We start from the raw sequence: 12,262 nt of genomic DNA, 5'->3' as shown, positions 1-12,262 counted from the left end.
AGCGGCGTGATTTATCGCGCAATAAATTGCGTAAAGGTTGTCAGTTAAGCGCGAAGCGGTCGCCATGAATGGCGACCCTACGAGACTTGTAGCGATGGCGAGTCAAAATTATGCCTTGATGGTGCAGCGCGGGTGTTGAGGCGACATCCTAACCCGCTGAACGAATGAGGGATTCCAGGGCGAGCCGCATGGATGCGGCGAGAGGTGGCGCTGAGCAGGAGCGAATCGCCACCGGTCCGTCAGGAATCGTGAATGAGTGAAGGCACCGCGCAGCGGCGGGTTGGGCTGGCGCAAGGCCCGGGAGTGCAGAGGGCGCGGCCAGGCGCTCTCTGCTCGGTCGCCGCACCAGGGTGCTGCAACTGCCTGATTTCAAGGCGAACGAAAGCCGCTCTGTGCTTAACTGAGCGGCATTACGCCATGGATGTGCAAACCTTAATTAACCCGCTCTTGCAGAGCGCTAGCCACAATCAACCTTGGCGGCAGCAGGAAGCTGAAACAGGTTTCCTGATGCGGCACGCTGGTGATCTCCAGCCGCGCATTATGATGGCCCAGCGCGTGCTTCACGATTGCCAGCCCCAACCCGCTGCCGCCGGTGGCGCGCGAACGCGCTTTGTCCACGCGATAGAAACGCTCGGTAAGACGCGGCAGATGCTGTTCGCTGATGCCCGGCCCGTCATCACACACCTTAAACTGCGCGCCTTGTTTGGTACGCAGCCAGCTGATGTCGATGCGCGTGCCATCCGGCGTGTGATTCACCGCGTTGTAGACCAGGTTGGAAATGGCGCTACGCAGCTGCTCATCATTGCCGAACACTTTCAGATGCGGATCGGTATGGAAATGGATGGTGTGACGTCCCTGACTCAGCGTTTCCGCTTCACGCTGCAACAGCAGCAGCATGCCCGGCACATCCACCGTCTCTTTCAGATCGATGGCTGGTGCCGCTTCAATACGCGACAAAGTCAGCAACTGCTTCACCAGGCTATCCATGCGACGCGTCTGCTCTTGCATGGTGTGCAACGCCTTGCTGCGCGTGCGCTCGTTCATCACCGCATCGTCCATCATTTCCAGATAACCCTGCAACACCGTCAACGGCGTACGCAGTTCATGACTGACGTTGGCAAAGAAGTTGCGTCGCGCGCCTTCCAGCTGGTGCATCTGAGTGACATCACGCGCCACCATCAGCCACTGACCTTCGCTGTAAGGCATCACGCGGAATTCCATATGATGCTGATTATTGAGGATCTGCGTCAGCGGCGTATCAAACTTGCGCTGGCGGATATAGCGGGAGAATTCAGGATAACGCAGTAAATTGAGGATGTTCTGGCCATTATCTTCCGGCCAGCGCAAGCCAAGATGCTGTTGCGCCAAACCGTTGCACCAGAAAATGGTGCCCTCTTCGGTGGTCAGCACCACCGCATCCGGCAGCGATTCGGCACCGCTGCGGAAACGTTTGATCAGATTGCCCAGCTCGCGGCGACGCCGCCGGTTGCGTAACTGCATCTGATACAGGCCATAAAACAGCGGTTCCCAGCTGCCGCGTCCGGTGGGCGGCGTCATTGAACGATCGACCCACAGCCAGTGCGACAGACGCATCAGATTTCTGAAGTGCCAGAACATCACGCCGGTCACCGCAATCAGCAGCAGCCACGGCAGATATCCGAACAACAGACCCAACACCAGCGCAGGTAAACAGACCAGCGCCAGCTCGGTCAACAATCTCTTCCAGGAGAGTCGTTCCAGCACGGTAAAAACTCCGTTTACGTTTAGTAGCGGGCAGAGAAACGATACCCTGTTCCGCGAACGGTTTGAACCATGCGATCGTGGCCGGTCAATTCCAGCGCTTTACGTAAACGGCGAATATGCACATCGACGGTGCGATCTTCGACATACACATTGGTGCCCCAAACGTGGTTCAGCAGCTGTTCGCGACTGTACACGCGTTCCGGGTGCGTCATAAAGAAGTGCAGCAGTTTGTACTCAGTCGGCCCCATCTCCAGCGGCGTGGTTTCCGACATCACGCGATGTGAGGAAGGATCAAGGCTCAGGCCCTGCATCTCGATCACCTCTTCCACCGCCATCGGTGAAATACGGCGCATCACCGCTTTGATACGCGCCATCAGCTCTTTGGGTGAGAATGGCTTGGTGATGTAATCATCCGCGCCCACTTCCAGACCGCGCACGCGATCCTCTTCTTCACCGCGCGCCGTCAGCATCATCACCGGGATGTCGCGCGTCATGGCTTCACGCTTCAAATGCTTAATAAACTGAATTCCGCTGCCGCCGGGCAACATCCAGTCCAGCAGAATCAAATCAGGCCAGGGTTCGATCAGCTTACCAATCGCGCTGTCATAATCTTCCGCCTCAATAGGCTGGTAATCATTCTGTTCCAGCACGAAACATAACATTTCACGGATGGGAGCTTCGTCTTCCACAACCAAAATGCGCTTAGCCATTGTAACTCCTGCTAGTGTGACAACGTGTCACTGGGATTTGCGGCGCCATTATGCGTCAGTTTTGTGACACTTTTATGAAAAAGCCGCCCTAAGATAGATAGATAAAAAACAGAAATGTGACAATAAAAATCTGCTTTTTTTCTTTGTGATCTTAAGTGGTTATAATTCGCCTTCGCTAAACAGAGCACGGAGCAAACATGCGCATCATTCACACCGCTGACTGGCATCTCGGTCAGTTCTTTTACAGCAAAAGTCGCGCGCGGGAACATCAGGCGTTTCTCGACTGGCTGCTGGATCAGATTGTGCAGCATCAGGTGGATGCGCTGATTATCGCGGGCGACCTGTTTGATACCGGTTCGCCGCCGAGCTACGCGCGTGAAATGTTTAACCGTTTTGTGGTGGCGCTGCAGCCAAGCGGCTGTCAATTGGTGGTGCTGGCGGGCAATCACGATTCGGTGGCGACGCTGAATGAATCGCGCGAGCTGCTGGCCTGCCTAAATACGCAGGTGATCACCAGCGCCACACCGCAGGGCGAGCAGCAGGTGTTAACCCTGAAGCAGCGCGATGGCGCGCCGGGTGCGCTGCTGTGCGCCATTCCTTATCTGCGTCCGCGCGATATTTTGCGCAGCCAGGCCGGCCAATCCGGCCGCGAGAAGCAGATCTCGCTGCTGGAGGCGATCGAGCAGCATTATCAGCACTGCTTTGCCGCCGCACAGTCAATGAACAGCGAGCTGCCCATTATCGCTACCGGCCATCTCACCACCGTTGGCGTCACCAAAAGCGATTCGGTGCGCGACATCTATATCGGCACGCTGGATGCCTTCCCGGCGCAGGCGTTTCCACCAGCGGATTACATCGCGCTCGGTCACATCCATCGCGCCCAGCGCATCGCCAACAGCGAACATATTCGTTACAGCGGCTCACCAATTCCGCTCAGTTTTGATGAGCTTGGCCGCGAGAAAAGCGTCTTCCTGCTGGAATTTGGCGACAAGCTCAAGGAAGTGACGCCATTGACCATTCCGCACTTCCAGCCGATGCAGATGCTGAAAGGCTCGATGGCGGAAATTGAACATCAGCTGGCGCAGTTCAGCGAAAGCACCAGCGAGCTGCCAACCTGGCTGGATATTGAGATCACCACGCAGGAATACCTCAGCGATCTGCAACGTCGCATTGAAGCGCTGACCGAAAATCTGCCGGTAGAAGTGCTGCTGGTGCGCCGCAGCCGCGAACAGCGGCAGCGCAGTCTCGAGCGGCTGGAGAACGAAACCCTGAGCGAATTAAAAGTGGAAGAAGTGTTTGCCCGCCGACTGGCGCAGGAAGATCAGCTGGATGCCGAGCAGGCCGAGCAGTTAACGCAGCTATTCCGCACCCAGCTTGCTGCGCTGGAGAATCCATCTGCATGAAAATATTGACGTTACGTTTTAAAAACCTCAATGCGCTGCGCGGCGAATGGTTTATCGATTTCCGCCGTGAGCCCTTTGCCAGCAACGGATTGTTTGCCATTACCGGCGCCACCGGCGCGGGCAAAACCACCTTACTCGATGCGATTTGTCTGGCGCTCTATCACCAAACGCCGCGCCTCGGCACGCTGTCACAAACCCAGAATGAGCTGATCACGCGCGACACCGCCGAGTGTCTGGCAGAAGTGGAGTTTGAGATCAAAGGCGAAGCCTGGCGCGCCTTCTGGAGCCAGAACCGCGCGCGCGGTCAGGCCGACGGCAAGCTGCAGGCACCGCGCGTCGAGCTGGCGCGCGTCGCTGATAATCAGATCATCGCCGATAAAGTCGGCGACAAGCTAAAAGCGATTGAAACCCTGTCGGGACTCGATTTCGCCCGTTTTACCCGCTCAATGATGTTGTCGCAAGGCCAGTTTGCCGCCTTCCTGAATGCCAAACCCGGCGAACGCGCCGAATTGCTGGAAGAGCTGACCGGCACCGAAATCTACGGGCAAATCTCCGTGCAGATTTACGAACGCTGGCGCACCGCACGCAGCGAGCTGGATACGCTGCGCGCCCGCGCCGGTGGTATGTCGCTGCTCGATGAAGCGCGCCGTGCAGAGCTGACGCAGCAGCTGGCAGAACTCGCCGTTCAGGAGAAATCACTAAGCGAACAGCTAACGCTGGCGCAGCATCAGCAACAATGGCTGGTGCAGCAGCAACAGCTGACGCAGGAACAGCAACAGGCCGAACAGACGCTGCTTGCCGCGCAACAGGCGTGGCAGCAGGCGGATGGCGATCGTCAGCGGCTGGCGCGGGCCGAACCGGCAGAAAAACTGCGCGAGAAGCTACAGCAGCGCGAACAGCTGCAGGGCGATCTCCGCACGCTGGAACAGCAATCGCAGCAGCTGCAGGCGCAACAGCAGCAGGCCAAAACCGCGCTGCAACAGGGCGAAAGCCATTATCAGGCCGCGCAGCAGGCGCGCGAGCAGGCGATACAGCAACAGCAGCAGATCGAAACGCTGCTGACCGAGCAGGTTATCCCGCTCGATCAACGCATTACCACCCTCTCGCAGCAACTGGATGAACAGCAGCGGCTGCATCTGCAGCAGCAACAGGCGCTGCAAACCAGCCAAACCGCGCTGAGCCAGCAACAGCAGGTAAGTGAACGTTTACAACAGCAGCTGGCGCAGCAGCAGGAATATCGCGCCCGCGAAGCCGCCGTCGCCCATTGGGGGGCGGAACTAACGCGCTGGCAGGCGGAGATCGCCCGACTGGATGAGCGCGAACAGACGCTGACGCAGCTCATCGCGCAGCAGCAACAGCAGCGCAGCCAGCTGGAGCAGCATCAGCAGGCGCAGGCTCAGCGTGAACAGGCGGCGCAACCGTTGCAGCAAGCCGAAACTCAGGCCGCGCAGCAGCGTCTGCAAGCGGAGCAAGCACTGACTTCGCTTGAAGCCGAGATCGGCAGCGCGCAGTTGCGTGCAGACCTGACACAACATCAAACGCAACGTGCCGCACGCCAGCAGCTCAGCCTGCTCGCCGCGCAGTGGCGCGCGTTGCAGCCACAGCGCTTGCAGCGTCAGCAGAAACTGATGCAGCTTCAGCAGCAGCATCAGGAAGCCGAACTGGCGTTACAGGCGCTGCGCGACGAGTACAAACGGGAACATCAGGCGTTGCTTGATGTGCGCAAAATCTGCGAGCTGGAGCGCACCATCGCTCAGCTGGCCGACGAACGTGCCAAACTGCAGCCGGATCAGCCCTGCCCGCTGTGCGGCTCGTGTCAGCATCCGGCTATCGCGCAATATCAGCAGCTTGAGCCCGGTGCCAATCAGCAGCGTTTAACTGAGCTGGAAACGCGCGTGGCGCAGCTGAAAGAGTCCGGCACCGCCAAAGGCGAGCAGCAGAAGCTGTCGCTGCAACAGCAGCAGGCGTTGCAGCAGGAAATCGCTGATTACGACCAGCAACTGGCAACGGTCAACACCCAATGGCAAGCGCTGAGCGGTGAGCTGGCACTTACCTGCACACTGGAGCAGCAAGACGATTTTGCGCAGTGGCAACAGCAGCAGGATGCGCAGGAACAAACGCAGCAACAGCAGCTGCAGACACGGGAAGACGCCGCGCGTGCGCTGCAGCAGGCGAAGGATGCACATCTGCAGCAGCAACAGCTCTGGCAACAACATCAAAATCAACAGCAGCTGGCGCAGCAGCAGATCGTCAGCACGCAGCAGACGCTGGATGAAATCAGCCAGCGCGAAGCCAGCGAACGCAGCGCCATGCAGCAACTGGCGCAGCAGCTGGAACAACAGCTGGCGCAGCATCAGCTCAGTTTGCCAGACGCGGCTGAGCGGGAAAGCTGGCTCCACACGCTACAGCAGCGCTGGAGCGCATGGCAGGAAAATGAGCGCTTACACGGCGAGTTGCAGCCGCAGCTGGCAAAAGCCGAAAGCGAGCGCAGCAGCCTGCAGCAGAATCTGGCGCGTGAACAGCAGCGGCTCGATGAACTGCAGCAGACGCTCAGCGCGCTGCAACAGCAGCGCCAGCAGCAGCAACAACAGCGTCAGCAGCTGTTTGGCGATCGTCGGGTGGCGGAAGCCCGACAGCAGCAGCACGCCGCGCTGCAACAGTGTGAACAAGCGCTGGCGCAACAGCTACAGCAGTGGCAGCAGGCGCAAAGCTCGCTGCACAGCCTGAATGGCCAATGTGAGCAGATCGCGGCGCAGCAACAAACCTTGCGTGAACGCGCTGCCGCAGCCGAAAGCGCCTTCCTCGCCGCGCTGCAGCAGAGTGATTTTGCCGATGAAACGGCGCTGCGTGCCGCCCTGCTGGATGAGCGCGAGGTGCATGAACTGCGCCAACAATTGCAAACGCTCGATCAGCAGCGCCAGCAGCAGATTACTCTCAGCGAACAGCTCACTCAGCGCTGCACGGCGCATCAGCAGCAGCGCCCGGCCGATCTCAGCGATGAAGTCTCCGCCACTATCCAGCAACAGCTGGAACAGCTGCGCGTGACTTTACGTGACAATGCCCGTCAACAGGGTGAAGCGCAGCAGCAGTTGCACAGCGATGCGCAACTGCGTTCACAGCAACAATCGTTGCTGACGCAAATTGCTACCGATGAAGTAGAGCTGGCGCAGCTGGGCCGCCTGAACGATCTGGTAGGTTCGGCTAAAGGCGATAAATTCCGCCGCTTCGCTCAAGGCCTGACGCTCGATCATCTGGTGTGGCTGGCGAACCGCCAGCTCGATCGCTTGCACGGTCGCTATCTGCTGCAGCGCCGCGTCAGTGAAGAGCTGGAGCTGGAAGTGGTGGATACCTGGCAGGCCGACGCCACGCGCGATACCCGCACGCTGTCGGGCGGCGAGAGTTTCCTCGTCAGCCTGGCGCTGGCGTTAGCGCTGTCGGATTTGGTGAGTCATAAAACGCGCATCGAATCGCTGTTCCTCGACGAAGGCTTCGGCACACTGGATGCCGAGACGCTGGACACCGCGCTGGATGCGCTCGATGCCCTGAACGCCAGCGGCAAAACCATCGGCGTGATAAGCCATGTCGAAGCGATGAAAGAGCGCATTCCGGTGCAGATCCGCGTCCGCAAGATGAACGGTTTGGGTTACAGCAAGCTGGAGTTGCCGGGAGATCTAGCTTAAAAACGCAAAATTCGTAGCGGCGCGATTTATCGCGCTTATTACAGCGGTGCCCATCCGAAAAGAGCGCGATAAATCGCGCCGCTACGATTCACTGCGTTCTCTTATCGCGTACTTGCCAACTTATAACGCGGGCCGACCAGCAAACCGCCCTGCTCGTTCTGCGCCAACAGACGGGCGCTGGTCACCCCGGCGATGGTGTGTGCCTTATCCGTCACATTGCTGGCAATCTGCTTGATTGCCGCTGACACCAACATGCCAATAATGCCGCCGTTATTGTTGTTGCCATCTTCCGCGTCGCTGGCGGTGGCAATGCCTTGCCAAATCTCTTTACCGCTGCGCAGATCCACCAGACGCGCCGTCGCCGACACCTTGGTCACACTCTGGATCACCTGATAGCTGCTGCCGTAATCGGTCACGGAAATATACAGCGCGCTGTCGGCATGGAAGATGTCATGCAGGCGCTGCGGGCTGACAGCCTGAATTTCATGGCCATTGGTCAATCCGTTCTGCTGGAAGGTTTCATCCACCACCGCCACCGGGAACACGTAATAGCCCGCTTCCGCCAGCGGACGCGTTACCAGCGAGGTGAAGCTGTTCGCCGCATTCACATCCGGCGCGCGGTTATCCGCAGGCAGCACCAGAATCGAGGCCGGTTTGCTGGCGCGGAAGGCGCTATAGTCGTACGGTTTTTTGTGCGCGCAGCCGGTCAACAGCAGCGTGGCGAGCATGCCTAAAGAAACAATCAGCTTTTTCACTGAGCAACTCCTTGTTTTTTCTTCATCAGAAAGTCCATGTATGGCGCCGATTCCGGGAACAGCTGCTTCTCGGTAGCAAACTGGCCGAAGGCTTTATCGGTATCTCCGGTTTTGGCGTACAGCAAACCGAGCTGCGCGTGCAGGCCCGGCGCGACCGGTTTGTTGACCGATTTGGCTTTTTCAATATCCAGATTCAGTGCTTCGATCTGCTTCTGCGGGTCGCTATCTTTTTTGTAGTAGCTGTAGATCTGCTGCTGATAATCGCCCCAGTAATAGATCGGTTCCGGCCCTTTTGGCGCACAGCCTGCCAGCACGCCCGCAGCGATCAGCGCCGCACTCAGTTGCAACATTTTCATGCTCAATATCCTTATTTCGCCGGGCGCCATGCGCCGCTGTTAATGCCATCCACTAAATGATCAACCGCTTCACGAATCGCCAGATCCATCACTTTGCCGTTGAGGGTTGAGTCATAGCTGGCGGTACCGCCGAAGCCGACGATCTCACGCGCTGACAGCTTGAATTCACCCGCGCCCTGCGCGCTGTACACCACTTCTGAAGTGGTGACATCCACCACATTCAGGTTGACTTTGGCATAGGCGATCTGATTTTTACCGCGCCCCAAAATGCCCCACAGCTGCTGATCGCCCACTTCTTTGCGACCGAATTCGGTGATATCGCCGGTGATGATGTAAGTCGCACCTTTGATGTTCTGCTCGCTCTTCTTAAAGCCCGCTTCCTGCTGCAACTCTTTCAGGTTGCTGCGATCCAGCACGTTGAAGCGATTGGTCTGCTGCAGGTGCGTGACCAAAATGGTTTTCGACTGATTGCCAAGACGATCAACGCCATCAGAGAAGATGCCGTTCATGTACGAGGAGCGGTTATCAAACTGGCCAACCGCAATCGGGCTGCGCACGCCCTGATACGCGGGCTGGCTGGCCGCACGCACCTGTGGTGCTTCAATCGCGCGTGACGATTCGGTCGCGCAGCCGCTGAGCAGCGTGGCGCTTAACAAGGAGAGTGCCGCAAGGGCATATTTTTTCTGCATTTCTAATCCATGAATCAAAAGGGGATAAAGCCGCGAGGCTGCGGCAAATTCTGGTTCTGCCGACAGTCAGAGTAATGCCATAGCATTGGTTGAGTCGGTCTGTAGACTGTCGGCAGTGAGGGAAAGGATCTTTAGTGAAAACACAGGCACATTAATGAATTTAATTAATCGAATGGCGGGATTATTGGGCGGGTTAATGATTGTGGTGGCGCTCAGCGCTTGTCAGCATTCTCAGCCAAAGCAACAGGATAGCATCATCAATCTGTGCCAGCCGCAGAGTGCGCCGGGCAGCGCATCCTGCAAATGGGCTGATGAGATGCAGCATCAGCTTAATCAGCATTTCCGCGATGCGCGGCGTTATGTCGGTCAGCAATGTCTGGTGCGGCTCGAGTGGCAAAACAGCGGGCGCTACGCGGTGACGCAGACACAAGGTGACGAAACGCTGTGTCTGCGCGCGTGGCAGTTGATTGGTCAAAGCAAAGATTTACCGCCGCCGCCGGATGCTAGCCAGCCAGCGTGGTTCGGTTTTGCTCCGGCGACGCCAAGCCATCCTGGCGCCACTGGCGCGGGCTGATGCCAAACCAGCGGCGGAAGGCGCGGGAGAAGGCGCTGACTTCGGAGTAACCGAGCAGCAGCGCCATTTCTGATATCGGCAGCTGCTTCTGTTGCAGATAATGCGTTGCCATCTCGCAGCGCACCTTGTCCACCAGCGCGGTGAAACTGATGCCCTCTTCGCGTAGCCGCCGTTGCAGCGACCAGCTCGACAAGCCCATTTTTTCGGCAATCTCTTCCAGCACCGGTTCGCCCTGCATCAGCGACAAATTCACCTGCGATCGCGCCTGTTCCACCACGCTCTGCAGGCTGGCAGAGCTGTTCAGGCGGCGAATGGCATCCTGCATCACCATCAGCAGCATCGGATCCTGTTCTGGCATGCTGCGCAGCAGATCGCGTTTCGGGATCAGCAATGAGTTGAAGGGTTGATCAAACCACACCGGCGCATCAAACACTTTGCAGTGCTCGTGCCACTGCTCCGGGCGCGGATGTTCGAAATGCACTTCGCGCGGCGCCCAGTTTTTGCCGGCGACGTGGCGGATCAAGTTAAGGAACATGCCGAGCGTTAGTTCCGCATCCTGACGTCGTAACAGGATCGCGCCGTGGCGTACCTGATAATCGAGCCGCCAGCACTCGCCTTTGTCCACCAGCCGCGTCAGCGTGTCGTGCTGATGCCACGGAAACGCATTCACCACGTTATGCAGCGCCTGCTCCAGCGTCGGTGAACAGAGGCCGATATACCCAATCAAGCCTAATGACTGCGGTTTGAACTGCTTGCCGTAATGCAAACCGAAGTTATCAAAACCGGAATGACGTGCCGCTTCTTCCATCACGCGACAGTAGTTCACTAAACCCAGGCTCAGCGTGGGGCTCGCCAGCAGTTCGGAGTTAATGCCGCTGATGCCAAAGATGCGATCGACATCGCCGCCTTTGTCAGTGATAAATCCGCTCAGTCCGGTGGCGGCCGCCGCCAACACGCCGCGGTTGCTGGCGCTGACGGACAAGGCGCTGAAGGCTTCAGTGGGTGTGATGAGTGATTGCATCGGAACCTCTGCGTGTGGCGCGAGTGAAACAGGTGGAGGATTCCAGCAATTTTCGTACCAGGCGAGTCATTCGTGGATTTTGTCGTAGGGTCGCCATTAATGGCGACCTCAATTGCGCCGCGACAGCGCAAAGCTGCTCACTGCTGGTGCATCAAACGCCGACCGGCAGCTGATTAGTTTCCAGATAACGTCGGCAGAGGCGCACCGAGTGATCGGCCCAGCGCGGCCCGAGACTCAGCGCCATTTCCGTTTCCGCGTGCGATCCCATCCACGCCGTCATCTGAATACGGCGCTGGATCAGCAGCGTCGGCACCAGCGCCATCTCTTCATCGCTGATATGCGCCACTTTTTCGTAACCGAGGATCCAGTTATCCACCCATTCGGCGGCGCGCGGATGATGCTCAACGAAACTGATCGCCGCCGCCAGATCGTGCAGATACCAGCCGAGTCCGCAGTCATCAAAATCGATCACCCGCGTTTCGCCTTTATGCAGCAGTAGATTGGTCAGACGCAGATCGGCGTGGATCAAACCATAACGATCCGCCCCTTTGCCAAAGCCTTGCAGCTCTTGCCCGACGCGCGCCACCGCTTCGGCGACGATGCCGTGATCGGCCGGATTGAGGTTCGGCGCATCCTGCCAGCGTCCCCAATGGCTATGATCGCTGACCATGGTGTGATGATCCCAAATGATGCGCTGGAAACCGGCCGGTTTCTGCCATTTGCGGCTGTGCTGATGCAGGCGCGCGGTGATGTGACCGAGCTGCTGAAACGCTTTGGGATCGACATCGGTGGTAGGCATGTCACCGTCGATCCAATGGAACAATACGGCGTAGCGCTCTGCGCCATTTGCCATCTGCAGCGTCAGCACAGTTGCGCCATCGCTGGCCGGGATCGCCTGCGGCACCATGATGCCGATATCACGTAACGCATCCAGCCACAGCAGCTCGCTCTGAATGTCCGCTTTGCTGTGATAGTTAGGACGATGCAGACGCAGCGCATAGCGTTTGCCCGCCGCCTGCAACAGGAAGGTGGCATTTTCCGAGCGGCACAGCAGCTTCAGTTCGCCGCGCAGTGCCGCGGGATAACTGGCCAGCGCCTGATGCGCCAGCAGGGTGATTTCAGCATCGGTTAAGGTATCGGATTGTTCGGCACTCATTCATCAATCTCCAGCATCAAGCAAGTGGTATCAGCATGGGATGACGTCGTCCTGACTGCTTGACCGCAGACAACCCAAAGTTGACCGCAGCGTGCATCTGGCACTTTTCTTGCCTCAGAGTTGACCGTGGAGGACAAAACTCACTGCGCCCGCGTCAAGTTTTCCCGCGCCAGCC

The 12,262-nt window shown here is 58.2% G+C and carries 10 protein-coding genes; 3 read left to right on the top strand and 7 right to left on the bottom strand.

The window, feature by feature from the left end; all coding sequences use genetic code 11:
* Nucleotides 1-432 precede the first annotated feature (432 nt).
* Complete coding sequence (gene phoR, locus NR302_RS04835) at nt 433-1,743, bottom strand: phosphate regulon sensor histidine kinase PhoR (protein WP_008106091.1); 1,311 nt, start codon at nt 1,741-1,743, stop codon at nt 433-435.
* Between the two features lie 20 nt (nt 1,744-1,763).
* Nucleotides 1,764-2,453 carry a phosphate response regulator transcription factor PhoB gene (gene phoB, locus NR302_RS04830; protein WP_007887040.1) on the bottom strand — a complete coding sequence of 230 codons (690 nt, stop codon included), beginning with the start codon at nt 2,451-2,453 and terminating at the stop codon, nt 1,764-1,766.
* Nucleotides 2,454-2,650: 197 nt separating this feature from the next.
* On the opposite strand from phoB, the gene sbcD reads away from it, so the two are divergent.
* Both sbcD and NR302_RS04820 read left to right on the top strand, forming a co-directional pair.
* A complete protein-coding gene (gene sbcD, locus NR302_RS04825) occupies nt 2,651-3,856 on the top strand; it encodes an exonuclease subunit SbcD (RefSeq protein WP_258144694.1) in 1,206 nt (401 codons plus the stop codon).
* The gene (locus tag NR302_RS04820) at nt 3,853-7,536 is read left to right on the top strand and encodes an AAA family ATPase (RefSeq protein ID WP_258144693.1); all 3,684 of its coding nucleotides are present in this window, start codon (nt 3,853-3,855) and stop codon (nt 7,534-7,536) included. Before sbcD ends, NR302_RS04820 begins: the two co-directional genes overlap by 4 nt.
* A 101-nt stretch (nt 7,537-7,637) precedes the next feature.
* On the opposite strand, the gene NR302_RS04815 is transcribed toward NR302_RS04820, so the two are convergent.
* The 3 genes from NR302_RS04815 to NR302_RS04805 are packed head-to-tail and all read right to left on the bottom strand — an operon-like array spanning nt 7,638 to nt 9,336.
* On the bottom strand, nt 7,638-8,291 hold the full coding sequence (locus NR302_RS04815) for a DUF799 domain-containing protein (protein ID WP_374990636.1): 654 nt from the start codon (nt 8,289-8,291) through the stop codon (nt 7,638-7,640).
* The gene (locus NR302_RS04810) at nt 8,288-8,647 is read right to left on the bottom strand and encodes a DUF4810 domain-containing protein (protein WP_154153651.1); all 360 of its coding nucleotides are present in this window, start codon (nt 8,645-8,647) and stop codon (nt 8,288-8,290) included. The genes NR302_RS04815 and NR302_RS04810 overlap by 4 nt, the downstream gene beginning before the upstream one ends.
* Nucleotides 8,648-8,658: 11 nt before the next feature.
* Nucleotides 8,659-9,336, bottom strand: coding sequence for a CsgG/HfaB family protein (locus NR302_RS04805; protein WP_101762459.1), 678 nt, complete (start codon nt 9,334-9,336; stop codon nt 8,659-8,661).
* 154 nt (nt 9,337-9,490) lie between these two features.
* On the opposite strand from NR302_RS04805, the gene NR302_RS04800 reads away from it, so the two are divergent.
* Entirely contained in the window at nt 9,491-9,910 is a 420-nt protein-coding gene (locus tag NR302_RS04800) for a cell envelope integrity protein TolA (protein ID WP_258144692.1), read from the top strand.
* On the opposite strand, the gene NR302_RS04795 is transcribed toward NR302_RS04800, so the two are convergent.
* Entirely contained in the window at nt 9,840-10,931 is a 1,092-nt protein-coding gene (locus NR302_RS04795) for an AraC family transcriptional regulator (RefSeq protein ID WP_258144691.1), read from the bottom strand. The two genes, NR302_RS04800 and NR302_RS04795, sit on opposite strands and share 71 nt — an antisense overlap.
* A gap of 151 nt (nt 10,932-11,082) precedes the next feature.
* Complete coding sequence (locus NR302_RS04790) at nt 11,083-12,087, bottom strand: phosphotransferase enzyme family protein (protein ID WP_258144690.1); 1,005 nt, start codon at nt 12,085-12,087, stop codon at nt 11,083-11,085.
* Nucleotides 12,088-12,262 lie beyond the last annotated feature (175 nt).

This window comes from Pantoea sp. SOD02 (genome assembly GCF_024707505.1).
Lineage (GTDB): Bacteria > Pseudomonadota > Gammaproteobacteria > Enterobacterales > Enterobacteriaceae > Pantoea > Pantoea symbiotica.
Note: the sequence above shows the minus strand (reverse complement) of the source record. Positions and strands in the feature narration are given on the sequence as shown.